At 62.9% G+C, this 22,664-nt stretch carries 27 protein-coding genes; 14 read left to right on the top strand and 13 right to left on the bottom strand.

Translation table 11 applies throughout. The features are described from left to right. Nucleotide 1 precedes the first annotated feature (1 nt). Nucleotides 2–307 (bottom strand): 30S ribosomal protein S21, encoded by a 306-nt coding sequence (gene rpsU, locus V1288_RS06075; RefSeq protein WP_334356210.1) that lies wholly within the window; start codon nt 305–307, stop codon nt 2–4. A 255-nt stretch (nt 308–562) separates the two neighbouring features. Here rpsU and aqpZ point away from each other — a divergent pair, with 255 nt between their 5' ends. Continuing rightward, complete coding sequence (gene aqpZ / locus V1288_RS06070; protein ID WP_334356209.1) at nt 563–1,285, top strand: aquaporin Z; 723 nt, start codon at nt 563–565, stop codon at nt 1,283–1,285. Nucleotides 1,286–1,322: 37 nt separating this feature from the next. Here the strand turns inward: aqpZ and V1288_RS06065 are convergent, their stop codons facing one another. Both V1288_RS06065 and purE read right to left on the bottom strand, forming a co-directional pair. Then, a complete protein-coding gene (locus V1288_RS06065) occupies nt 1,323–2,411 on the bottom strand; it encodes a 5-(carboxyamino)imidazole ribonucleotide synthase (RefSeq protein WP_442894011.1) in 1,089 nt (362 codons plus the stop codon). 11 nt (nt 2,412–2,422) lie between these two features. Next, nucleotides 2,423–2,911 carry a 5-(carboxyamino)imidazole ribonucleotide mutase gene (purE, locus tag V1288_RS06060; protein WP_334356207.1) on the bottom strand — a complete coding sequence of 163 codons (489 nt, stop codon included), beginning with the start codon at nt 2,909–2,911 and terminating at the stop codon, nt 2,423–2,425. A gap of 151 nt (nt 2,912–3,062) precedes the next feature. Between purE and V1288_RS06055 the strand changes: the two genes are divergently transcribed. Further along, the gene (locus V1288_RS06055) at nt 3,063–3,746 is read left to right on the top strand and encodes a GGDEF domain-containing protein (RefSeq protein ID WP_334356206.1); all 684 of its coding nucleotides are present in this window, start codon (nt 3,063–3,065) and stop codon (nt 3,744–3,746) included. 63 nt (nt 3,747–3,809) lie between these two features. On the opposite strand, the gene V1288_RS06050 is transcribed toward V1288_RS06055, so the two are convergent. The 3 genes from V1288_RS06050 to V1288_RS06040 all read right to left on the bottom strand — a co-directional run bounded on the left by V1288_RS06050 (nt 3,810) and on the right by V1288_RS06040 (nt 4,735). Next, nucleotides 3,810–4,061, bottom strand: coding sequence for a hypothetical protein (locus V1288_RS06050; RefSeq protein WP_334356205.1), 252 nt, complete (start codon nt 4,059–4,061; stop codon nt 3,810–3,812). A 23-nt stretch (nt 4,062–4,084) separates the two neighbouring features. Further along, nucleotides 4,085–4,297, bottom strand: a complete 213-nt coding sequence (locus V1288_RS06045) for a hypothetical protein (protein WP_334361202.1) — start codon at nt 4,295–4,297, stop codon at nt 4,085–4,087. Nucleotides 4,298–4,528: 231 nt separating this feature from the next. Further along, nucleotides 4,529–4,735, bottom strand: a complete 207-nt coding sequence (locus tag V1288_RS06040; RefSeq protein WP_057851906.1) for a YdcH family protein — start codon at nt 4,733–4,735, stop codon at nt 4,529–4,531. A gap of 237 nt (nt 4,736–4,972) precedes the next feature. Here V1288_RS06040 and V1288_RS06035 point away from each other — a divergent pair, with 237 nt between their 5' ends. Then, nucleotides 4,973–5,158, top strand: a complete 186-nt coding sequence (locus V1288_RS06035) for a YdcH family protein (RefSeq protein ID WP_334356204.1) — start codon at nt 4,973–4,975, stop codon at nt 5,156–5,158. Nucleotides 5,159–5,286: 128 nt separating this feature from the next. Here V1288_RS06035 and V1288_RS06030 read toward each other — a convergent pair whose 3' ends face one another. Beyond that, nucleotides 5,287–6,390 (bottom strand): NAD(P)/FAD-dependent oxidoreductase, encoded by a 1,104-nt coding sequence (locus tag V1288_RS06030; protein WP_334356203.1) that lies wholly within the window; start codon nt 6,388–6,390, stop codon nt 5,287–5,289. Between the two features lie 258 nt (nt 6,391–6,648). Here V1288_RS06030 and V1288_RS06025 point away from each other — a divergent pair, with 258 nt between their 5' ends. The 3 genes from V1288_RS06025 to V1288_RS06015 all read left to right on the top strand — a co-directional run bounded on the left by V1288_RS06025 (nt 6,649) and on the right by V1288_RS06015 (nt 11,923). After that, the gene (locus V1288_RS06025; RefSeq protein ID WP_334356202.1) at nt 6,649–9,354 is read left to right on the top strand and encodes a sensor domain-containing protein; all 2,706 of its coding nucleotides are present in this window, start codon (nt 6,649–6,651) and stop codon (nt 9,352–9,354) included. A gap of 77 nt (nt 9,355–9,431) precedes the next feature. Then, nucleotides 9,432–10,892 (top strand): glycerol-3-phosphate dehydrogenase, encoded by a 1,461-nt coding sequence (locus tag V1288_RS06020; RefSeq protein ID WP_334356201.1) that lies wholly within the window; start codon nt 9,432–9,434, stop codon nt 10,890–10,892. A 14-nt stretch (nt 10,893–10,906) separates the two neighbouring features. Further along, on the top strand, nt 10,907–11,923 hold the full coding sequence (locus tag V1288_RS06015) for an adenylate/guanylate cyclase domain-containing protein (RefSeq protein ID WP_334356200.1): 1,017 nt from the start codon (nt 10,907–10,909) through the stop codon (nt 11,921–11,923). A 12-nt stretch (nt 11,924–11,935) separates the two neighbouring features. Here the strand turns inward: V1288_RS06015 and V1288_RS06010 are convergent, their stop codons facing one another. Together V1288_RS06010 and V1288_RS06005 are read right to left on the bottom strand one after the other, a co-directional pair. Further along, a complete protein-coding gene (locus V1288_RS06010; RefSeq protein WP_334356199.1) occupies nt 11,936–13,246 on the bottom strand; it encodes a tetratricopeptide repeat protein in 1,311 nt (436 codons plus the stop codon). 24 nt (nt 13,247–13,270) lie between these two features. Beyond that, nucleotides 13,271–13,615: a nuclear transport factor 2 family protein gene (locus V1288_RS06005; protein WP_334356198.1), complete on the bottom strand. Its 345-nt coding sequence runs from the start codon at nt 13,613–13,615 to the stop codon at nt 13,271–13,273. 92 nt (nt 13,616–13,707) lie between these two features. On the opposite strand from V1288_RS06005, the gene V1288_RS06000 reads away from it, so the two are divergent. The 3 genes from V1288_RS06000 to V1288_RS05990 are packed head-to-tail and all read left to right on the top strand — an operon-like array spanning nt 13,708 to nt 16,612. After that, nucleotides 13,708–14,886: an ABC transporter ATP-binding protein gene (locus V1288_RS06000; RefSeq protein ID WP_334356197.1), complete on the top strand. Its 1,179-nt coding sequence runs from the start codon at nt 13,708–13,710 to the stop codon at nt 14,884–14,886. Further along, entirely contained in the window at nt 14,883–15,797 is a 915-nt protein-coding gene (locus tag V1288_RS05995; RefSeq protein ID WP_334356196.1) for an ABC transporter permease, read from the top strand. Before V1288_RS06000 ends, V1288_RS05995 begins: the two co-directional genes overlap by 4 nt. Further along, nucleotides 15,797–16,612, top strand: a complete 816-nt coding sequence (locus V1288_RS05990; protein WP_334356195.1) for an ABC transporter permease — start codon at nt 15,797–15,799, stop codon at nt 16,610–16,612. The genes V1288_RS05995 and V1288_RS05990 overlap by 1 nt, the downstream gene beginning before the upstream one ends. Here the strand turns inward: V1288_RS05990 and V1288_RS05985 are convergent, their stop codons facing one another. The 3 genes from V1288_RS05985 to V1288_RS05975 all read right to left on the bottom strand — a co-directional run bounded on the left by V1288_RS05985 (nt 16,613) and on the right by V1288_RS05975 (nt 19,924). Then, nucleotides 16,613–17,464, bottom strand: coding sequence for a carbohydrate ABC transporter permease (locus tag V1288_RS05985; protein WP_334356194.1), 852 nt, complete (start codon nt 17,462–17,464; stop codon nt 16,613–16,615). After that, nucleotides 17,461–18,333, bottom strand: coding sequence for a carbohydrate ABC transporter permease (locus V1288_RS05980; RefSeq protein WP_334356193.1), 873 nt, complete (start codon nt 18,331–18,333; stop codon nt 17,461–17,463). The genes V1288_RS05985 and V1288_RS05980 overlap by 4 nt, the downstream gene beginning before the upstream one ends. Nucleotides 18,334–18,538: 205 nt before the next feature. After that, nucleotides 18,539–19,924: an ABC transporter substrate-binding protein gene (locus V1288_RS05975; RefSeq protein ID WP_334356192.1), complete on the bottom strand. Its 1,386-nt coding sequence runs from the start codon at nt 19,922–19,924 to the stop codon at nt 18,539–18,541. 761 nt (nt 19,925–20,685) lie between these two features. Between V1288_RS05975 and V1288_RS05970 the strand changes: the two genes are divergently transcribed. Then, a complete protein-coding gene (locus V1288_RS05970) occupies nt 20,686–20,880 on the top strand; it encodes a hypothetical protein (RefSeq protein WP_334356191.1) in 195 nt (64 codons plus the stop codon). Between the two features lie 154 nt (nt 20,881–21,034). Here V1288_RS05970 and V1288_RS05965 read toward each other — a convergent pair whose 3' ends face one another. Then, a complete protein-coding gene (locus V1288_RS05965; RefSeq protein ID WP_334356190.1) occupies nt 21,035–21,214 on the bottom strand; it encodes a DUF3072 domain-containing protein in 180 nt (59 codons plus the stop codon). A 97-nt stretch (nt 21,215–21,311) separates the two neighbouring features. Here V1288_RS05965 and V1288_RS05960 point away from each other — a divergent pair, with 97 nt between their 5' ends. From V1288_RS05960 to V1288_RS05945, 4 genes are read left to right on the top strand one after another with little or no spacing between them, the layout of a single operon-like run. Further along, complete coding sequence (locus tag V1288_RS05960; protein WP_334356189.1) at nt 21,312–21,719, top strand: hypothetical protein; 408 nt, start codon at nt 21,312–21,314, stop codon at nt 21,717–21,719. Then, nucleotides 21,709–21,921 (top strand): hypothetical protein, encoded by a 213-nt coding sequence (locus V1288_RS05955; RefSeq protein WP_334356188.1) that lies wholly within the window; start codon nt 21,709–21,711, stop codon nt 21,919–21,921. The genes V1288_RS05960 and V1288_RS05955 overlap by 11 nt, the downstream gene beginning before the upstream one ends. A gap of 5 nt (nt 21,922–21,926) precedes the next feature. Beyond that, nucleotides 21,927–22,094 (top strand): hypothetical protein, encoded by a 168-nt coding sequence (locus V1288_RS05950; protein WP_334356187.1) that lies wholly within the window; start codon nt 21,927–21,929, stop codon nt 22,092–22,094. 22 nt (nt 22,095–22,116) lie between these two features. After that, the gene (locus tag V1288_RS05945) at nt 22,117–22,593 is read left to right on the top strand and encodes a hypothetical protein (protein WP_334356186.1); all 477 of its coding nucleotides are present in this window, start codon (nt 22,117–22,119) and stop codon (nt 22,591–22,593) included. Nucleotides 22,594–22,664 lie beyond the last annotated feature (71 nt).

Below are 22,664 nucleotides of genomic sequence, written 5' to 3'. Positions count from 1 at the left end.
CTCAGCGCGGTCCGCGCGGACCTGCGCCCGGGCCACCACGGCCGCCAGCGCCACCACGGTCGCTACCGGCACCGGCGCCGAACACCGGCTTCGGCTTCATCGGCAGCAGGCCTTCGCGCTGCAGCTTCTTGCGGGCCAGCTTGCGCGCGCGGCGCACGGCTTCGGCCTTTTCACGGGCCTTCTTCTCGGAGGGCTTTTCGTAGTGCCCGCGGAGCTTCATCTCGCGGAAGATACCCTCGCGCTGCATCTTCTTCTTCAGCGCCTTGAGGGCTTGATCGACATTGTTATCGCGGACGAGAACCTGCACGCGGCATCCTCTTTCAATTGATCGGATAGGAATTCTGGTAAAGCGAAGTGCCGGCAAAAGGCCTGGCCCTTAACCCTGAGCGCGGGCATGTAGCAGACAAAACTGCCGATGTCCACCTGCGATGGCGGTTTCCGGCTTCGGAAAGCCACGAAAATCGGCGGGATTAGGCCAGTACGATCCCGGTTTCCTCAAATAACGAGCCCCTCACGGGCCCCTCCCTAGCATCCGATCACGCAAAACATGCGGGAGGCGAGTATGAATACCAAAAAATATACCGCTGAAGCGATCGGCACATTTTGGCTCACTTTTGCGGGATGCGGCAGCGCGGTCATCGCCGCCGGTTTTCCGCAGGTCGGTATCGGCCTGGTTGGCGTGTCCCTGGCGTTCGGCCTGAGCGTCGTCACCATGGCCTATGCGATCGGCCACATTTCCGGATGCCATCTCAACCCCGCCGTCACGATCGGCCTCGCGGCCGGTGGACGGTTTCCGGCGCAGCAGATCGTTCCTTACGTGATCGCACAGGTGATCGGCGCGGTCGTTGCCGCGGCGCTGCTCTATGTGATCGCAAGCGGTGCGCCCGGCTTCGATCTGGCTAAGGGTTTTGCCTCCAACGGCTACGATGCGCATTCGCCCGGGCAGTACAACATGATGGTCTGCTTCATCACCGAGGTGGTGATGACCACGATGTTCGTGTTCATCATCATGGGGGCGACCCACGGCAAGGCGCCTGCGGGCTTTGCGCCGGTCGCCATCGGATTGGCGCTGGTGATGATCCATCTCGTCAGCATTCCCGTCACCAACACGTCGGTGAATCCCGCGCGCAGCACGGGGCCCGCGCTGTTCGTCGGCGGCTGGGCGCTGGCGCAGCTCTGGCTGTTCTGGGTTGCGCCGCTGATCGGCGGTGCGCTTGGCGGCGCGATCTATCGCTGGCTCAGCGAGGAGCCGGCCGGCGTCGTGGAAGGCTTGAAGACGGCGTGAGCTGAAAAACGCGCCCGGCGAGAGCGAGGCGCGCGCGCTATTTCTTGCCGGCCGGGGCCACTTCGGTGACATGACCCATCTTGCGGCCCGGACGCGGCGCGCCCTTGCCGTACAGGTGGACGGTGGCGCCGGGCACCGTCAGCCATTGCTCGTAGCTCAGGATATCGTCGCCGATCAGGTTGGTCATGGTGACCTGGCCGTGACGAACCGGCTTGCCGAGTGGCCAGCCGGCGATCGCCCGGATGTGCTGCTCGAACTGGGAGATCGAAGCGCCGTCCAGCGTCCAGTGCCCGGAATTATGCACCCGCGGGGCAATCTCGTTGACCAGCACATGCGGTCCGCCGTTTCCGGCGACCACGAATAATTCGACTGCGAGCACGCCGACATAGTCGAGCGCGTTCGCGATCTTCTCGGCGACGGCACGCGCGTCTGCGGCCAGCGCATCCGAGATCGCGGCGGGCACGCGCGAGAATTTCAGGATGTGATCGCGGTGCTCGTTTTCGGTGACGTCGTAGCATTCGACCTGACCGTCCGCCGAGCGCGCGGCGATCACGGAGATCTCGCGCTCGAAGGGCACGAAGGCTTCGAGGATCGCGGATTTGGTGCCGAGGTCTTCCCAGACTTGAGCGGGATCGTCGCCCTCGCGGATGATCGCCTGGCCCTTGCCGTCATAGCCGAAGCGGCGGGTCTTGATCACGGCGGGAAGGCCGATGCGTTCGATGGCCGCGTGCAGGGTTTCAACCGACGACACGTCGGCATAGTCGGCGGTGCCGATGCCCAGCCGCTTGATGAAGTCCTTTTCGATCAGCCGGTCCTGTGTGGTCTCCAGGATCTTCTGCGCCGGCAATACCGGACGCCGCGCGGCCAGCACCATGGCGGTGGCGGCCGGCACGTTCTCGAATTCATAGGTGATGACGTCGACATCGTTGGCGAACAATTCGAGCGCCTCGACATCGGCATATTCGGCGCAGGTCGCGTTCAGCACCACGTCGAAGGCGGGCGAGTCCGGGTCCGGCGAGAACACCTGGCAGTGGAGGCCAAGGCGCGCCGCCGCCATGGCCAGCATCCGGCCCAATTGCCCGCCGCCGAGAATTCCGATGGTGTCGCCCGGCTTCAGCTTCACCATGCCTGAAGCCGTCACGCCGATCCCTCCGGGCGCTCCTTGACGGTGTCGGTCTGCTGCTTGCGCCAGGCGGCCAATCGCATGGCCAGCGCCGCGTCGTTCAGCGCGAGCACGCTCGCTGCAAGCAGCGCGGCGTTGATGGCGCCGGCCTTGCCGATCGCCAGCGTGCCGACGGGAACGCCGGCCGGCATCTGCACGATCGAGTACAGCGAATCGACCCCCGACAGCGCCTTGGATTCGACGGGAACGCCGAATACCGGCAGTTCCGTCAGCGCCGCCGCCATGCCCGGCAGATGGGCCGCCCCACCGGCGCCGGCGATGATGACCTTGAAGCCTGCGGCCTTGGCGCCCTTGGCGAAGGCAAACAGCCTGTCCGGGGTCCGGTGGGCCGAGACGATGCGCTTTTCGCAGTCGATCCCGAGCGCCGTCAGGGTTTCGGCGGCATGGCGCATGGTCTCCCAGTCGGACTGGCTGCCCATGATGATGGCGATCGGTGCGGTCATCTCGTCAATTCTGTTCGGGAATCCAGAAGCATAGGCCGATTATAGGGTCGGCCCGGGACTCATCCAAGGCGTGGCAAGGGATCAGGAATGGACTATCCTGTCTTGGTGAATCCCGGCAAGCCTTCATAAGCAAGCCTGCACAGGGAAGGCCATGAAGAAGAAAACCAGGGCGACCGCCTCCAAGGCCGGAAAACGCCCTAAAAGCGCGGCTTCCGGGCAAAAAGTCGCCCCGCGGCGGTCGTCCGCACCGGGATCCCGGCCGCCGGCGGTGTCCAACGGCACCAAGGCGACGATTCGCCGGCTCAAGGCGCAACTGGCCCGGACGCAGGCGCAGATCGAGGAACTTCAGGCCTCCGCCGATACCGACTTCCTGCTGGGCATTCCGAACCGCCGCGGCTTCGAACGCGAGCTCAATCGCGCGATTGCCTACATCAAACGCTATCGCGCCGGCGGCGCCCTGGTCGTGCTCGACGTCGATCGCCTGAAGCCGATCAACGACGCCTTCGGACATGCCGCGGGCGACCAGGTGCTCAAGGCCGTCGTCACGACGCTGCTGGCGCAGGTGCGCGCTTCCGACGTGGTCGGCCGGCTCGGCGGCGACGAGTTCGCGCTGCTGTTGTGGAATCTCAGCGAGACCGACGCCAAGGCCAAGGCGGCCGCGCTGGAGGAAGCGATCGATCGGCTCACCTTCGTGTTCGATGGTCGCACCATTACCGCGGGCGCCTCGGCAGGCGTCTTCGTTCTCGATACCCACTCTGAAGCGGGCCGCGCGCTGGAAGCGGCCGATAGCGCCATGTATGTGCGTAAGGCGCTGCGACGGCATGAGGCGCCGTGAGGAGCCGGAGATCTGGATGGTAGGCACACTAGCGTTTTGCTCGCCTACGAATCCCGACGATTCTTAAAGCCCGCTGAGATCGTCCGGCACATTGCCGAATTTGCGCAGCAATTTCGCATCGCCGAATTCGCCCATCATGGGATCGCCGCTGCGGCTGAAGGCAACGGCACCGATGCTGCCGGCCATTCGCGACATCGTCTCGGCGCGCCGCAACGCGGTCGTCGGGCTCTGGCATTCTTCCGCAGTTCCCGCCACCGGCGTGCCGCTATCGTCCTGCAGGAATGGCATTGCGACGTAGTAGGTGACATCGGCCATTGGTTCGCTCCGGGTCTGATTGATCAGGCGGCGTCGCTCTCCGCATGGGAGGTTCTCGCCGGCACACAGCCGGCCGCGATGGCCGCCCGCAATTCCTCCAGTTCGGTTTCCAGATACTCGTTCGCCATGATCAGCGCCTTGATGGTCGAGCGCAGATTGCCGTCGCACATCGCGATGGCCTGATCGCAGGCCTGCTCGTAGCGGCTGTTGTCGGACAGGGGCGATGTGACGGGCATGGATGCAACGGACATGGCGGGACTCCAGAGGCTGGCGGCAGGAAGATATGTTCTCTCTTTGTTCTCGTGGAGTCAAGCCCACATCCGCCGACCGGAAACCGGTTTTTTGCCGGTGGGGCCCGCCCGGCGAGATCTTCGCGTCGTCAGGCGTGTGGATGTCGGGGAAAAGGAGCGGCCGGAAGGCGGACGGTTTTGGCGAACCGAAACGGCCGAACGCGGCAGGCGCAACGATCAGGCGATGATATCCGGCGTGATCTGGTCTTCGATGAAGGCGATGCGGTCGCGCAATTGCAGTTTGCGTTTCTTCAGCCGTTGCAGCCGCAGCAAGTCCGGCGCGGGCGACTGGTGCAGCGCGTCGATCGCCGCATCGAGATCGCGATGCTCCTGCTGCAGCCTGGCGAGCTCGTTTTCAAGCTCGCGCTCATCATCGTCGGTCATGGTGTACGTTAGCTGAAAGCGTGATGAGGTTGCGAACGATTCTTCGAGAAGCTAGCGGTGAATATCGTCCTTGCGAGGCTTGTTCGCAAGCTACCGGGTTCCATACTCACGATTGGTTACAGATAAATCCGAAAATATGAGAGGCGCGATTCTTGATAGTCGTCGACAGATTCAGCGGCTGGTGTACACTCCCGCGTCCGGATCGAATCTGAGGTTCACCCACCGAGGAGATTTCGTATGGCACTACAGGCGCATCTTGTTGAACTTGAACGTAAACACAAGATCCTCGAGAACGAATTGCACGAAGCGCTCGTGCACCTTTCCACAGACGACCTGCAAATTGTCGAGTTGAAGCGCCGCAAGTTGATGGTCAAGGATGAGATCGAGCGGTTGAAGCAAACCGCCAGCGAAACTCTCCACTAACCAGTCCAGCAAAGTATCGAAAATCCCCACACGGCCGGATGGGCGCCGTTGCGCTCATCCGCCCGCGCGCGGCCACTGTGGCAAGCTTTTTGGCGGTCCAGTCTTTTTGGCGCAGCTCTGCGGTTTTGTCACAGCTCAGCCAGCGCGCCGACGTGATCGGCGATCGCGAGCGACGACGTCAGTCCCGGCGATTCGATACCGAACAGATTGATCAGTCCGGCGACGCCGTGATCGGCAGGGCCCTGGATCAGAAAATCCTGCGTGGCGACGGCCGGCGGCACGATCTTCGGCCGGATTCCCGAATAGCTTGGCATCAGCGCGCCGTCCGGCAGCGTCGGCCAGTAGCGCCGGATCGCAGGGTAGAATCGCTCGGCACGGGCCGGATCCACCGCATAGTCGATGCTCTCGACCCATTCGACGTCGGGGCCGAAACGCGCCTGTCCCGCCATGTCGAGCGTCAGGTGCACGCCCAAGCCGCCGGGCTCCGGCACGGGATAGATCAGGCGTGAAAACGGCGCCCGCGCGCTGCAACTGAAATAATTGCCCTTGGCCAGATAGGCGCAGGGGATCATCCCGACCGGCATGCCTTCGATGCTGCGCGCCACGGCGGGTGCGCTTAAGCCCGCTGCGTTGACGAGCAGGTCGCATGCAAGCGTCATCGGCGCATCGCCGCCCGCTTCGATTTCGATCCGGCCGGCACCGGCCCGCGCGCGCAACAGCGGCGTATGGAATGCATAGGCCGCGCCCGCTTCCTCCGCATCGCCCCGCAGCGCCAGCATGTAGGCGTGGCTGTCAATGATGCCGGTGGACGGCGAGAGCAGGGCCGCATCGCAGCTAAGCGCCGGCTCCAGCGCGCGCGCCGCCTCGCCGGTCAGCACCTGCATATCGTCGACGCCATTGGCTTCGGCATGTGCCCGGATCGACTGCAGCTTTTCGGTTTCGCTTGGCGTCGTCGCCACGATCAGCTTGCCGCAATTGCGATGGGGAATGCCGTGGTCGCGGCAATACTGGTAAAGCGCGCGCTTGCCGCTGACGCACATCCGCGCCATCAGGCTGCCGGCGCGGTAATAGATACCGGCGTGGACCACCTCGCTGTTGCGGGAGGAGGTGATGGTGCCAATGCCCTCGGCGGCCTCGAGCACGATCACTTCGCGGCCGGCCTGGGCCAGGCGTCGTGCGATCGCGAGCCCGATCACCCCTGCTCCGATGACGACGCAATCGACCTTGTCCATGTTAGCTTCAGGCCCGGGAATCTGGCGTGAGAATCGGCGCGTTCCGCGCTTCGTCATAACCGTTCCGCTCAGTGGAGCAATCGAGCAACCCGTTGGTTTGCCTCGAAATACGCCGCGAACGCGGTCCCATTAGTGAAGCATTAATCATGTCAGGGCAATTGCCGTAATTTGGGTCACATTTTAGAATTGTACGGGTAGTCGTTTACCCGATCCAAACCCGTCAAGCCAGACACTCCGCCCGCAAACCTCGGGTGGGTAATGGCTGACAGGAACCGGCAGGCAGGACGGAAGACTTCGATTCCGGCGCAGGCCCTCGTCTGTCTGCTCGCCATGGTTGCGCCGTGCGGAGTTGCGTGGGCGGCCGCGCCTTCCGGTGGCTTTGCTCCGGCAAGCTATATCGGCGAATTCGATCCCAATCTGGTGTGGGAGCTCCTGCTCGGGGGGATCGCCGCCGTTTCATTCCTGGTTGCGATCGGGGTCTGGATATTGGCAGCGTTGCGCGGCGCCAAGAGCGCGCAATTGCGGCGCAGCGCCTTCATCAGCTCGGCGCTCAACACGCTCAACCAGGGCGTGATGATCACCAACGCGCAAAACCGCGTGGTCTTCTTCAACGACCGCTTTCTCGAAATGTACGGGCTCAGCCGTGCCGAGATCTCGAACTCCATGACCGGCCGCGAACTGCTCGAACTGCGCCGGACACGGGGCCTGCTCGATCTCACCGTCGGGGAATTCAGCAAGCTTGCCCGCCGCCCGGAAGGCGTCATCACCGAACTGCCGGGCGGGCGATCGGTGCTTTCGAAGATCTTCCGCCTGCCCAATGGCGGGACGATCGGAACGCATGAGGATTGCACGGAGCAGCGCCAGCTCTCGCGTAAATTGGCATCGACCACCAAATTTCTGGAATCGGTGCTCGACAACGTTCCGGTCTGCGTCGCCGCCAAGAACATCGAGGACGGCCGCTACATCTTCGCCAACCGCGCGTTCGAACGATTCTCGCGCTTCTCCCGCGATCACATCATCGGCAAGCGCGCCGATGAAATCTTCCGGCCCGAAACCGCGAAGAGTATCGAGATGGCGGACCAGGCGGCGCTGAGCGCGCCGGAAGGCTATCACCGCGGCGAATACGTCGTCGAACGGGGCGACGACAAGCGCGTTCTCTCCTCCAACCGCGTGGTGGCGCGCAACGAGAACAACAAGCCGGAATTCCTGATCACGCTGTTCGACGACGTCACCGACCGACGCTCGCTGTCACGCGAGCTCGAGAACACCAAGAAGTTCCTCGAACTGGTGGTCGACAACATCCCGGTGTCGCTGGTCGTGGAGCGCGTCAGCGACGGGCGCTATCTGCTTGCCAACCGCAGTGCCGAGACCATTCTCAACCGCCGCCGCGAGGATGCCACCGGCCTGACCGCCGCCGACATCTTCAATCCGCGCGAAGCCAAGCTGATCATCGCGCGCGACGAGGCCGCGATCAAGAAGCGCGGCCTGCTCACCGAAGAGCACCCGATCTCGACCAAGGACGGGCTGCGGCTGTTCCTGACCCGCCGCATGACCGTGCTCGACGAGGCCGGCGAGCCGCAATATCTGATCAAGACCCACGAGGACGTCACCGACCGCCGCCAGACCGAATCGCGGATGGCGCACATGGCCTATCATGACGGCCTGACCGATCTGCCGAACCGCGCCGCCTTCCTGCAGGCGCTGGCGCAGATGATCGAGGCCTGCGCCGGCACCGACGAGGAATTCGCGGTGCTGTGCGTCGACCTCGACGGCTTGAAGGAAATCAACGACGTGTTCGGTCATGCGATGGGCGACAAACTCCTGATCGAGGTTGCGGGCCGCATCCAGTCCTGCGCGCGTGGCGGCGTGGTGGCGCGGCTGTCGGGCGACGAGTTCGGCCTGATCATCGACGGCAAGCAACCCGAGGCGGGCAAGGCACTCGCCGAAAAACTCGCGCAAACGCTGTCGGACGAATTCGTGATCGACGGCAAGTCGGTGCGCACCGGCGTCACCACCGGCATCTCGGTATTTCCGCACAATGGTTCCGACGCGGCCTCGCTGCTCGCCAATTCCGGCGCGGCGCTGTTCCGCGCCAAGCAGAAGTCGCGCGGCTCGATCAGCATCTTCGAGCCGGAGATGGATCAGCAGATCCGCGACCGCCGCGTGCTGCACCAGGACCTCTCGATGGCGATCAGGAACGGCGAATTGTCATTGTACTATCAGCCGCAGGCCGCGTCAGGCCCGTCGGTCGCGACCAGCAAGGTTATCGGCTTCGAAGCCCTGGCGCGCTGGATCCATCCGGTGCGCGGCTTCGTGTCACCCGGCGATTTCATTCCGCTGGCGGAAGAAAGCGGCCTGATCGTCGAAATGGGCGTCTGGATCCTGCGCGAAGCCTGCCGGGAGGCCGCCTCCTGGCCGGTGCCGATGCAGATCGCCGTCAATTTGTCGCCGGCGCAGTTCATGCACGGCGACGTGGTCAGCCTGGTGCATTCGATCTTGCTCGAAACGGGTCTTGCGCCCGACCGGCTCGAACTCGAAATCACCGAAGGCGTGCTGATCGAGGACTTCGACCGCGGTCTCGCCCTGCTCCGCCGGCTGAAGTCGCTCGGCGTGCGGATATCGATGGACGATTTCGGTTCCGGCTATTCCTCGCTGAGCTATCTGCAGGCGTTCCCGTTCGACAAGATCAAGATCGACCGCGCCTTCGTTATGAATCTCGGGCGCAATCCGCAGTCGGCAGCGATCGTTCGCGCCGTCATCGATCTCGGCCACGGCCTCGAAATGTCGATCGTTGCCGAAGGCGTCGAGACCCAGGAACAGCTCAGCTTCCTCGCGGACGAGGGCTGCGACGCGGTGCAGGGCTATTTCCTCGGCAAGCCGCAGCCGATCGGGCACTACGACGCGCTGGTCGGCCGCAGCGCCGCAAACGGCGTCGAAACCGCGCGCAAACTCGCCAGCGCCTGATTTCAACGAGCGACATCCACTTTTGGCCATCATGCCCTAGTGTAGTGAGATCAGATTCTCACCAGTAGCCCTTGCGTATGGCGGACTACGATCTCGCGATCATTGGCGGCGGGTTGAACGGCGTCAGCATCGCGCGCGACGCCGCCGGACGCGGCCTGCGCGTGATCCTGCTGGAGCAGGGCGATCTCGGCGCGGGCGCCTCCTCGGCCTCGCCGCGGCTGATCCATGGCGATCTCGCTGATCTGGAGCGCCGGCATTTTCTTCGCGTCCGTTTGGCGCTGGCCGAGCGCGACGTCTGGCTCAGGATTGCGCCGCACCTGGTGCGCCCGATGCGCTTTGCTATCCCTGCCCATTCGGAGGAACGTGCGGCCTGGCAGTTGCGCTCATGGCTCCTGTTGTACGACCGGCTGGCCTCGCGCAGCGGCCTGCCGGCCTCGGCTACCGTCGATGTCACCCATCATCCCGTCGGCAACGCACTGAAGCGGCCGTTCGGTACCGCCTTTGAGTATTCCGACTGCGTCGTGGACGATTCCCGGCTGGTGGTTCTCACCGCCGTCGATGCCGCGGCGCGCGGCGCCGTGATTCGCACCGGCGCGCGCTGCACCCGGGCCGAACGCGGCAAGGAATGGCGGCTGGTGACGAAAGATCGCGGCTTTCGCCAGGTGATCACGGCACGGGCGGTGGCCAACGCCACCGGCGCCTGGACCTCATCCGTCGCCGAGACGGTGTTGCGTACATCGCCGCCGAAGGTGGCCGCCGTACAAACGGACCAGATCGTCGTCCGCCGCCTGTTCGACAGCGACAACGTCTATGTGTTCCAGAACAGCGACGGTCGGCTGATTTTCGCAAGTCCCTATGAGCGCGATTTTACCCTGATCGGCACTGTCAGCCATGCCTTCAAGGGCGATCCCGCCGTCGTTGCGATGGCGGCGGGCAACGTCGCCTATCTCTGCGATGCGGCGAACCGCTATTTCCGCGAGCGGATCGAGACGGTCGACGTGGTGCGTACGCTTTCCGGCGCCAACATGGCGCTGCAGCCTGCAAGCAGGCGCGACCGGGCAGTGACGCTCGACCACGGTCGCGGCAAGGCGCCGCTGGTCACTATCGTCGGCGGCGACGTCACGACCTCGCGGCTGCGCGCGGAGAGAGCGGTATCGAAGCTGACGCCGTTCTATCCGATGTCGGCGCGCTGGACCGCGAAGTCGCCGCTGCCCGGCGGCGATTTTGCCTGGGACCGTTTCGACAACGAGGTCGATGAAGTACGCGACCGCTGGCGGTTTCTTGGCGAGGACCAGGCGAGGCGTCTGGTCGCCGCCTATGGCTCGAACACCAAGGCCATCCTCGGCGACGCCAAAGCGCGCAGTGACCTCGGCCCGGCCTTCGGGCCGGAATTGACGGGCGCCGAAGTACGCTATCTCATGCAAAAGGAATGGGCGCGTTTTCCGGATGACATCCTGTGGCGGCGCACCAAGCTCGGCCTCACCATGCCGCCAGCGGATCGCGACGCGCTGGCGGTATTCATGGCGGCATCGGTGTGAAGAATGGATCGGACATGCGGCGCGCGATCAGGCCAACTGTTTTCTTTGCGATTGGCGGCTTGTTTGGGGGAATAGCCTATCGCTATTTCATTGACGATCCGATCGAAGCAACGCTGCCGTACTATCTCCGGAGCAGCCTGCATGGGATGGGCGTAACGCTGGCCGCTTGGGGCGTTCATCTCTACTTCACGTCGCGACGAAGTGAGTGGATCAGCCGATGGCCGCTGCTGATGGATCTGGCAGTACGCTCCGCGACCATGGCCATCGTCGTCGCGAGCGCGGCGCTGGTCTTGCAGGTGACGCTGTATTGGGAATGGATTGAGACGAAGTGGCTGATTGAGAAGTTTCCCATTGTCGTTGCGTTTAGCTTCTTCGCGTCCCTGCTCGTCCTGTCAACCTTCGAACTGACACGACTGGTCGGCAGCCGCGTGCTTTTCAATATAGCGCTCGGGCGCTACCGAAGCCCGGTGCGGGAAGCCCGCGTATTGATGTTCCTCGACCTGGCAGGCTCGACCTCGCTCGCCGAAGAGATGGGAGAATTGCGCGTGCAGAGCCTGCTCACCCGTTTCTTCTTCGACATCGACGGTGCGATCGTCGCGCTTGGCGGCGAGGTTCACGCCTATGTCGGCGATGAAGTCATCGTGACGTGGCCGCTCGATGAGCGGATGTCGGGGGGACGCTGCATCGACTGCTTCTTCGCGATCGCCGACAGCATTGCGGAAAAAGCGGACTCTTACCGGCAGGAGTTCGGCATGGTGCCGAGCTTCCGCGCCGGCCTGCATGCCGGTCACGTCGTGATCAGCGAGTGCGGCAGCTCGCGTCGCCAGCTTGCCTATTTCGGCGATACCGTGAACGTGACGGCGCGGCTGCAGGAGCACTGCAAGGAGGCCGGCCGGAATTTATTGGTGTCTGCCGAGCTGTTGCGCCACATGAAGCTCAAGCCGGCCTTCGCCGTCGAAGCGCTGGGAGAGGCTCGCTTGCGAGGCCGTGCGGCCGCTATCGAGGTCTTTGCCGTCGAGCGTCGTAGCTGATCACGGACGGCTTCAGTGTCGCTCCGCCTGCCGCGACCAGGCCTCGTCACGCGCCGAAGGCCTGCGTTCGAGCCGGGCCGAGATGCGCCGGGCCGCCTTGTCGCCCTGGCCGGCGCGCAAGTACGCGACGATCAGCGTGTCCTCCCACAATTCGCGCTGGGCGTGGCTGCCGCCGATCCGCGTCAATTCGGCAAGGGCAGGTTCGAGCAGACGGATCGCGCCCCCATTGTCGCCTTCCGCAAATGCCCGAATGCCGCGGCAGAGGTCGATGGCGGCGCGGCCCGGCGCCAGCTTGCCGTCGGCATCGCGCGCTTCGAGTTGCGCCAATCGCGTATCCAGCGCATCGCTGCCGATCATCGCCGTGGCCAGCGCAAAATGAACATCGGCAAAATGCGCTCCCGCTTGCGGAAAGTACTTTTCGCCGTAGGCGGCGACATCCTGCCAATGCGGCTCCAGTCCGGTTTGGCCGGCCAGCGAAAGTCGCCACAGCAGCGAGGCGCCGTCGGTGAAGATGTTCAGCGGCGGATAGGGGCGGCCCGCCGGCTTGATGTGCTGCTCGTAGATCGTAAGCGCGCCGTCGATATCGCCGGCGTCGAGCGCAGTCAGCGCGACATGCCAGGCCAGGTGCCCATGCAGGAAGCTTTGGCGGTCATGCGCGGGCATCCATTGCGACAGGAAGCTGCGGCCCGCCTCCATGTCGCCCTGTTCGAACATCGCGTGCGAAAGGCCATGCGCAGCGTTGGCGTTGGCCGATCTCAGCGTCACTGCCCGTTCGGATAGCGCCCGGCCGGTGGAGAGATTTCCCGCTTCCGTGTGTGACCAGCCGAGATAACTGACGAACCACCAGTCCTCGCCGTAGTGGCGCGCATGGCGTTCGCAGATCGCAAGTTTCGCCGCATCATGGTCGGGACGGCCCGAGAAGGCATAGAGGCCGAACGCGCCGAGCAGCATCGACAGCACCTGCGCGTCGCGGGGATGCGCTTCCAGATGCGTTTCGGCGCCGCTGACGGCAAGCTTCGGCTTGCTCTCGATCACGGCGGCGATGACCTCGACGTGACTTTTCTCCCGCGGGGTCGCGCCAGCGGCCAACTCCCGGGCCTGCGCCGCCATGGCACGCGCCTTGCCGCCTTCCATGTTGAGCTGGTGCAGCCGGGCGCGCCCGATATGCGCCAGCGCAAAGCCGGGATCTTCCGCAATCGCCTTGTCGAAGGCGTCCTCGGCGCCGTGCCAAGCCGACAGCATGCAGTCGACGCCGTCGCGGTAATGCGCCGCGGCGCGGTCCGAGGCGGTCGTCAGCGGAAGATCGTATCTGTCCCGGTTCATTTTGCATTTTCCGTTCGTTCGAACCTAGCCGATATCAAATCGCCTTATCAGGTCTTCCTGAATCCGAAAAATATGTCGAACCATCTTGTCGGATAGAATGCCGCCCTTTGGATCGCGCACCGTCTGGTGGACCGTCGCCTCGACTGTCCCATCCGCGCGCTTCGTGAAGGCGTCCGGCTCGACGCGAGGATCGATCGTGGCCCATTGTCGCGTCCAGTAGTCGCGAACGCCGTCATGTCCATACACATGGCCACCCTCCATTCCGTTGGCCCACATTACGTCTTGATGCAGGAGGCTGAGCACCGCCGGTAGGTCACGGGCGTTGAACCGCTCGTAGAGCCGTTTGAGAAGCTCCGTTTCGCTCGGCATTGTGTGCAGAAACTGCGCTCCTTTCCCGCGAACCAGTTGAGCCGGCGACAATCCGCCGTTAGCGTGCAACCACGATTGATCCGACGGATATCATGGCTGAGGAATTGGCAAAAATCGAGGAGGCTGCGGAGCCGGCAAATGTGGCGCCCCCGACCGACGCCGCCGCTGACATGCCCTTGCTCCGGATCGAGGGGGTCTCCAAGAATTTCGGCAGTTTCCGCGCGGTGGACCGGCTCTCGCTCGACATCAGGGCGGGCGAGTTCTTTGCGCTGTTGGGTCCGAGCGGCTGCGGCAAGACCACGCTGCTGCGCATGCTTGCCGGCTTCGAGACGCCGGACGAGGGGCGCATCCTGCTTGGCGGCCGCGACATCGCGCCGGTGCTGCCGCATGAGCGGCCCGTCAACATGATGTTCCAGAACTACGCGCTGTTTCCGCATCTCTCCGTGCGGGACAACATCGCGTTCGGGCTGAAGCGGGCCGGGATGCCGCGCGCCGCCATCGACACCCGCGTGGCTGAGATGGTCGCGCTGGTCAAGCTTGATGGCATGGAGAAGCGCAAGCCGGACCAGCTTTCCGGCGGCCAGCGACAGCGCGTGGCGCTGGCGCGCTCGCTGGCGCGGCGGCCCAAGGTACTGTTGCTCGACGAGCCCTTGGCGGCGCTCGACAAGAGGCTGCGGGAGAGCACGCAACTGGAACTGATGGAGCTGCAGCGCCGACTCGGCATGACCTTCATCATCGTCACTCATGACCAGGAAGAGGCGATGACGATGGCCAACAAAATCGGCGTGATGGATGCCGGCCGGCTTCAACAGGTCGCGACCCCGCGCGACCTTTACGAGGCGCCCGCCTCGCGCTGGGTCGCCGAGTTCGTCGGCGACGTCAACCTGTTCGAGGGCGAAGTCACGTCTCACGAGCATCATCGCCTGACGGTCGCGACCCGCACCGGCGGCGCCATCACGGTCGCGGAGCCGCGCCAGCCCGTCACCCAGCCCGTCGTCACGGTCGCGATCCGCCCCGAGAAGGTAAAACTGTCGCGCCGCGGCCTGGCGTCGGATGCGGTCAATTCGCAGTCGATCAACCGGCTCGAAGGCGTCGTTACCGATGTCGGCTATCTCGGCGGCTCGACCGTCTACAAGATCAAGCTCGATTCCGGCGCGGTGGTGCGTTCGTCGATGGCCAATACCGCGCGGCTCGATATCGATACCCTTGGCGCTGGCCAGCGCGTGGTGGCGTGGTTTACATCAGATGATTGCGTGGTGCTGGAGCAATGAGCGCGCGCCGTATCTTCGCACAGCCGGCGCGCTATGCCGCCATCGCACCGTATTTGTGGATGGTGCTGTTCTTTCTGGTGCCGTTCGGCTTCGTGCTGAAGATCAGCCTGTCGCAGACCGCGATCGCACAGCCGCCCTATCTGCCGGTGTTCGATTTCACCGAAGGGTGGGCGGCGATCAAGGCGGCCTTCGCGCAGCTCTCGCTGGATAATTTCAGCCTGCTGGTCTCGGACAATCTCTACATCGGCTCCTATCTTCGCAGCCTCGTCGTCGCGGTGACCTCGACGTTGATGCTGATGTTGATCGGCTACCCCATCGCCTATGGCATGGCGCGGCTGCCGCAACGCTGGCAGGCGATTGCGATGATGCTGGTGATCGTGCCGTTCTGGACCTCGTTCCTGATCCGCATCTACGCCTGGATCAATATTTTGCAGCATGACGGGCTGCTGAATAAGGTGCTGCTCGGATTGCATCTGGTGCCGGCGCCGGTGGTGTGGCTCTCGACCGACACCGCGATGTATCTCGGCATCGTCTATTCCTACCTGCCGTTCATGATCCTTCCGCTCTATGCGACGCTGGCCAAAATGGATCCCGCGCTGCTGGAAGCGGCAAGCGACCTCGGTGCGTCGCCGGGCAGAACGTTCTGGCTGGTGACGTTTCCGCTGTCCCTGCCGGGCGTCGGCGCCGGAGCGCTGCTATGCTTCATCCCGATCGTCGGCGAGTTCGTGATCCCGGATCTTTTGGCCGGCTCGGGATCGATGATGATCGGCCAGACGCTGTGGCTGGAATTTTTCACCAACAAGGACTGGCCGGTTGCCGCAGCGGCGGCGGTCGCGTTGCTGGCGCTGCTGGTGCCGCCGCTATTGCTTTACGACCGGCTGCAGCGCCGTCAGCTCGGAGGGGCGAGCTGATGGTCCGCAAGGTCAACAGGCTGTCGCCGTTCAACATCACCGCGCTCGCGCTCGGGACGGCGTTTCTGTACCTGCCGATCGTGATCCTCGTCATCTATTCCTTCAACGCCTCGCGGCTGGTCACGGTGTGGGGCGGCTGGTCGCTGCGCTGGTACCATGAGTTCTTCAACGATCGCGCGATGCTGGATGCCGCCTGGATGAGCCTGCGCGTCGCCGCGGCATCGGCCACGATCGCAACGCTGCTCGGCACGCTGGCGGCGGTCGGGCTGGTGCGCGGCGAGGGCTTCAAGGGCCGGTCGCTGTTTTCCGGCATGCTGTATGCGCCGCTGGTGATGCCGGAGGTGATCTCGGGGCTTTCTCTATTGTTGCTGTTCGTGGCGCTGAACGCCGAGCGCGGGTTCTGGACGGTGACGATCGCCCACACCACGCTGACCATGTGCTTCGTCACTGTGGTGGTGCAGTCGCGCCTCGCCTCGCTCGACCGCAGCCTGGAGGAGGCCGCGATGGATCTCGGCTGCGATCCGGTGCAGGCCTTTCTTCGCGTGACGCTGCCGCTGATCATTCCGGCGATTGCCGCAGGCTGGATGCTGGCCTTCACGCTGTCGCTCGACGATGTCGTGATCGCGAGTTTCACCACCGGCCCGGGCTCGGCGACGCTGCCGATCCGGATCTACTCCGAGGTGCGGCTCGGCGTGAAGCCCGAGATCAACGCGATCTGCACCATGGTGATCGCGCTGATCGCGGTGGTCATCGTGATCGCTTCGCTCGCCGCGAAGCTGTCGAGCTCGGAGGCGAAGAGCGCGGCGCCGCTGTAGTCACGACTTTACCGCGCCCGCGGTCAATCCTCCCACCATGTAGCGCTTGAAGGCGTAGTAGATCGCGGCCGGCGGCAGCGCGTAGATGAAGCCGGTGGTCATCAGCAACTCCCACGGCGAGTCGTCCGCGGCCAGGAAGTTGCCGAGCGCGACGGGGAGCGTGATCTCGGTGTCCTTCGAGAGCAGCAGGAAGGCGTAGAGATACTCGTTCCAGGCGAGCAGGATCGCATAGGTGCCGATCGCCACCAGCGAAGGCATCATCAAGGGCACATAGACCAGGCGGAACAATTGCAGCGTGGTGGCGCCGTCCATGGTGGCGGCTTCATCGAGCTCGACCGGCAGCTTGTCGGACGCCTGCTTCAAGACCCAGATCGCGTAAGGCGACGCGATCGTCACCATCGCGAGGATCAGCGACCAGTGATTGTTCAAGAGGCCGTAATTGCCCATGGTCCGGTACATCGGCACGGCGAGGAACGCCGCCGGGATGAAATAGGTGAACAGCGCCAGATTCATCACCCAGCGGCCGCCGGGGACGCGCAGCCGCGAGATCGAGAACGCCGCCGCGGTCGCGATCATCAAGGTCAGCGCGCCCGCCGAAAGCGCGATCACCACTGAATTGAAGAACTGGATCCAGAAATCGCGCAGGAAGTAATGCTGCTGGTGGAACACGATGCTGAAATTGTTCAGCGTCGGATGCGTGGGCCACAGCTTGCCCGAAAATGCGTCCTCCTTCGGCGAGATCGCGAACAGGAACATGTGGTAGATCGGCACCATGGTCCAGATCAACACGGGGATGCCGATCAAGAGCAGCTTTGCTTCGGTGCCGATTTCGCGGAGTGTTGGCAGCTTCATCGCGACAACCGTTTCATCATGAAATAGACCAGCGGCAGCACGAACGGCAGCGCGCAGACGATCGACGCCATCGCCAGCGAAAGCTGGTCGAGCCGGAGATAGCGGATGCCCAGCGTGGCCAGCACATGGGTGAGGTCGGCGGGGCCGCCGCCGGTGAGCAGATAGACGCTGTTGAAGTCGCCGAGCGTCCAGATCATCGAGAGCAGCGTACAGGTGACGTAGAGCGTCTGCATCGATGGCCAGGTGATGTAGCGGAACTTTTGCGACCAACTCGCGCCGTCGACCTCGGCCGCCTCATAAAGGTCGTGCGAGATCGCAAGCCGTCCGGTCATCAGGATCAGGGTCCAGAACGGCAACGATTTCCAGATGTGGACGCCGATCGCCATCGAAAGCGCCACCGCCGGATCGTTCAGCCAGTTCGGGCCGTCCTCGCCGGTGAACTTGAAGATCAACTGGTTGATCACGCCCCATTCCGGGTTGAACATGAACCGCACGGAGAGAATGGTCGGGATCGACGGCACCGCCCAGGGCAGGATGAACAGCACCGACAGCCATTTGATCCAGGTGCGCTGCTGCGCGAAGAAGCCGGACAAAAACAGCGCGATCGCCATTTTGATATTGATGCCGATCAGGAGGAAGATCAGCGTGTTGACGGCGGCGCGCGCGAAGATCGGGTCGTGCCAGAGCGCGACATAGCTCGCCGGATGCCGCGCCAGCCACAGCCCGTAGCCGACCGGATAGACCACGAAGGCGAGAAACACGAGCAGATAGGGCGCCAGCAGCACGATGCCCCAGACCTGCGGTGTGGTCAGCCGGGCTGACAAAGGCGGGCTTGCTAGCGCGTGATCGCCCGAAAGCGTGATTGCCATACGTTTACTCTTGCAGTCCTAGAACGAGATTCCGGCTGCGGCTACGTCGTCGTCCCTGCGAACGCAGGGACCCATAACCACAGGCGGTTGTTGTTGCGCAAGGTCGTCGACCGGCATTTTTCAAAACGGCCGCCGCGGCGTATGGGTCCCTGCTTTCGCAGGGACGACGAAGACCATACTTCGGCGGCGGCCAGTATCGGTTACCTCAACCCGCGACCTGCTTGATGCGGGCGATCAGTTCGTCGACGGCTTTGTCGACCGGCACCTTCTCGCTCACCACGCGGTTCATCGCCTTGGCCCAGACGTTCTCGTTGTTCAAAATCGTGAACTTCCAATTCTTGGTGAAGTCGAACGGCGTGGTGCCGCCGGTGAACTGGTTGTACACCGCCTTGCGATGCCGGTCAGCCTGCCAGAACGGGCTCTGCTGGCTGGCCGTCGTCACCGGGAACCAGCGGCCGAGCGCGCCTTCGATATAGGGCCGGACGTTCTCTTCCTGCAGCAGGAACTTGATGAACTCCTTGCCCTCGGCCTTGTTCTTGGCGACCGTGAACATCAGCCCGGTCTTGACGTCGGAGCGGTACTTGATTGGCGTGCCGTCCGGCTTGTTGGGGAACGACGCGGTGATGATGGTCTCGTCATAGTTCTTCTTGCCGAGCGCGCGCTGTTCCGGCGTCAGCGCCGGGTTGTTGGCGTCGTCGAGCCATTTCGCCGCGATCGAGATCGTGAAGTTGTGCGTCATCACGATCGTCTTGTTGTGGAAGGCGACGTTGTTGTCCGGGTCCTTCCAGGTGGTGGAGGAGGGCGGCGTGCAGCCCTTGATGTAGGTATCGGTATAATCCTTCATCGCCTTGATCAGGTTTTCCCGCACCTTGGGATCGTCGACCGTAAGCTTACCGTCGTCATCGACCAGCTTGACGTTGTAGGCATCCATGAACGTGTAGAACGACTGGAAGCTATCGGTGGATTCCACACCCATCGGCTGGCCGACGGCGTAGACGCGCTGACCGGTGGCCTTGCGCGCCGCCGGTTGCACCTTGTTGCACCAGAACGACCAGTAATCTTCCCACTTGGTCGGGATGTCGCTCTGCTTGAAGCCGGCCTGTTCCAGCATGTCCTGCCAGATCTGGACGTGCATGCTCTGCTGCTTCAGCGGAAAGCCGTAATAGGCCTTCTTCTTGGTGACGTCGTTATAGAGCAGCGCGGTTTCCAGCGTGTTCGGCGCGAACGCCGATTTCATCGGGGTCAGGATGTCGCCGAGGTCCTCGAGCTTGCCCTCGAACGCCCATTTGCCCTGCGCCTGCACGTCATAGCTGTCGGAATAGGCGACATCGGGCACGGTGCCGGAATCCAGCGCCGCCACCGTTTTCGGGATCATGTCCTGGATGGCGTATTGCGACAGTTCGACCTTGATGCCGGTCTTGGCCTCGAATTTCTTGATCGCCTCGAGCAGCGCGTCGTCTTCGGACTTGTAAAAGCCCTTGCCGAACCAGACGGTGATGGTCTTTTGCTGGGCCAGCGCGGGTGCAGTGGCATAAAACAGCCCGACCGCAGCGACCGCGAGTGAAAGCCCACCTAATTTCTTGGATATCACGTTGTTCTCCCTGAAAACGCCGGCTTGTTAACCGGTTGGATAAAGGTCTAGCCCATGCGCGCGGCGCGATCCAGATGGGGCAGGGCAGACTTCTGTAGGGGGACATTCCGGGCGCAAATGCGGCAAGACACTGAATGCGCCCCGCCGTTTTGGTTCAATCATTTTTGGTTCAATCATTTTCGCCCTCGGATACCGGAAGCGATCCGGATTGTCGCGGCACGCAAAACCGTCATGCCCCGCGCAGGCGGGGCATCCAGTACGCCGCGGCCTATCGATTCAATCACTGCCGTCTCTGGAATACTGGGTCGCCCGGTCAAGCCGGGCGATGACAACTGAATATGCATTCGCAATCTCGCGGCGCGATGCGCCCGAGGCTTGACCGAAGCTCTCGCCCAATGAGGGCGCAGGGAAGACCGGGTGCGCTGCACCCGCGGTCTCGTGTGCAATGTGCACAGGAAGTGCGCACACGAGCATACAGGTCCAGCGGAGAGCATCCGGCCTTCCCTGCGCAATGGTTTGACGGCTTATGCCGCGCTCTCCCCGGAGACGAATTCCTCTTGCCTCCGTCATCGGCGAATTAGCGGTTGATCGAAGCCCGGTTGGGCTCAAACAACCTCTGGTGCCCATCCGGGATGCAAGCTCGGCTTGCGACAAGCCTGCGCGCAGGCGAGCGGTTCGGCGGCTATCTCGAATGCCGGAGCAATACGTCATACTCGGTGAATGGAGTTGGTTGCACACGGTGCGAGGATCATTGCCGCGCCGTGACGCTCTGCTTCCACTTTCACAACTTCATGCGGATTCAAAAGACATTGGCCGTATCCACTGCAATCGCTGCAGGAACTGCCGATAAAGTATTGCATGAGGTTGGTTGCGGCGCGCTGATGAATGCGAACCAAGCGCCTGCTCTTCGTGGACCTTACAAGAAGCGGGTTACCGAAATCGAAATTTCAAACTGAGGCGGTACCCAATTTTGAGATTTGGAAAAGAAGACAGCCCCTGATGAGCCCCGTGATTCTGAGGACTGAAGATCTGGTACCTCCGCCTGGAGCGTGGCTACGCTGATGCATGTCCGCTCTACGCGCTTGCGCGTTTCAAGCAGCCGTCTACCGCTCAGAAAGAATTCGCCAGTTCGATCTCCGCCTTCAGCGCCGCAATGCGCCGCTCGGCTTCCCTTGCCGTCAGGTTGTTCTCGAACAGTTTTGGCTGATACGCCTCGGCGCTCAGCGTGCGGAGGGTCGCCAGTTGGCGCGGGGTCATCGGCGCATCGACCTGGTCGGGGAGGCGGGACATCGGGTAGCTCCAAAGAATCTTTAATCTGGGCTCGACTCTTAACTTGAAATTTGTTCTTTATTTGTTCTTATAAGCTTCAACCCTGGCGAGGTGGCCCATGGACAACAAATTGAATGAAATTCGTAGAAAAATCAGGTTCTTGCGGGCGGAGATGTTGAGCGCGGAGGATAATATCCGCAAACGGGTCAACCGGAATGAGGACTGCTCGGAGGCCGCTGTTCACCTGATGTCCATGCGGGTCGTCATGCTCGGCCTGATCGGCGAGCGAAACCGGCTCGGCGGCGAGGAACGGCTGCTCAATGTCGACGAGCGGCTGAAGCTGGATGTCCGCGCGGCCGGCAGAAAGCCCTCGAACGGGGCGCCGGAGCGTTTTCCGGCGAAAGCCTCTGGATTTGATCCGGGGCGGGGACCAGTTCGCGTCAAGAAAACGCATCCAGTCAAAAATCCAGCGCCCCGTTCCGATTCCATTGGAACGGAAAAGACTCGAGGCCGCCGTGAGCGATGAGGCGATTCAAGCCCTGCGCCTGCGGATTGGCGAACTGGACCAGCTTGCCCGCCGGCTCGATCAATCCGGCCTCGACAGCGCGAGGGCGCAGCTCCTGCTCTCGCGCACGCGGGCGGAGCTGGAAGATTTTATCAACAGGGGCCAGCGATGTCAGGACCGCTCAGATGGTACGATCACAACGCGGACAATCCGCCATGGATAAAAGCCTTGGCGGAAGTCCGCATCCAGGCGACGCGGGAAGGCTGGTGCCACGCGCATGTGCAGGCGATCATCGTTGCGATCGACCAGTATGCCGAAGCGGCGTTCAGCAATCGGGATTACTTCCTCAACAGGCCGCACAGCATCGGTGATCGCCGCCGCGATAACATTCCATGAAGATAATTTCGGAGGAGATTGCATGCTTGAACGATGCGGCTACAGGGCGGCGCTTTATCTTTTAGCTTTGATCGCGGCCGTGAATTGCAGCCTTCTCATCCATTCGCGGTGGTATCTGTCGCGCCTTGGGGATGGTCTTGCGATTCACGTGGTGGCCGCGCTCATCGTTTTGCTGGGCCTCTGGCTGTTCAGCAAAATTGCGCGATACGCAGGTGCAGTATTTTATTTTCTTTCTGCAGGATCTGCCGCCTTTGCGTTTTGGGGCTTTGCTGGCCCGATGCATGCCGGCGTCATCTGGGGCGCGACAATAGGAGTTCTGAGTCTGGCTGCCGCATTGCTCCTCGTTTTCTCAGAACCATTCGCAAGAGAATTTGCGGCCGAGCGCGAAAAGCGACCTGCGTATAAGAAGTATCTTCTTCACGCGTTCACGTTGGTGGTCGTCGTTGCGGCGGGAACTGCCGCCTTGATCGACGTCGTCGCTATGTTTTCCAACAAGTAGGACCTTGGACGGATTAATTGAAGGCGTCCGGTGTAGTTAAGGCGGATCACGCTGACGCTAATACGCCCTAC

The organism is Bradyrhizobium sp. AZCC 2176, assembly GCF_036924645.1.
Taxonomy (GTDB): Bacteria; Pseudomonadota; Alphaproteobacteria; order Rhizobiales; family Xanthobacteraceae; genus Bradyrhizobium.
Note: the sequence above shows the minus strand (reverse complement) of the source record. Positions and strands in the feature narration are given on the sequence as shown.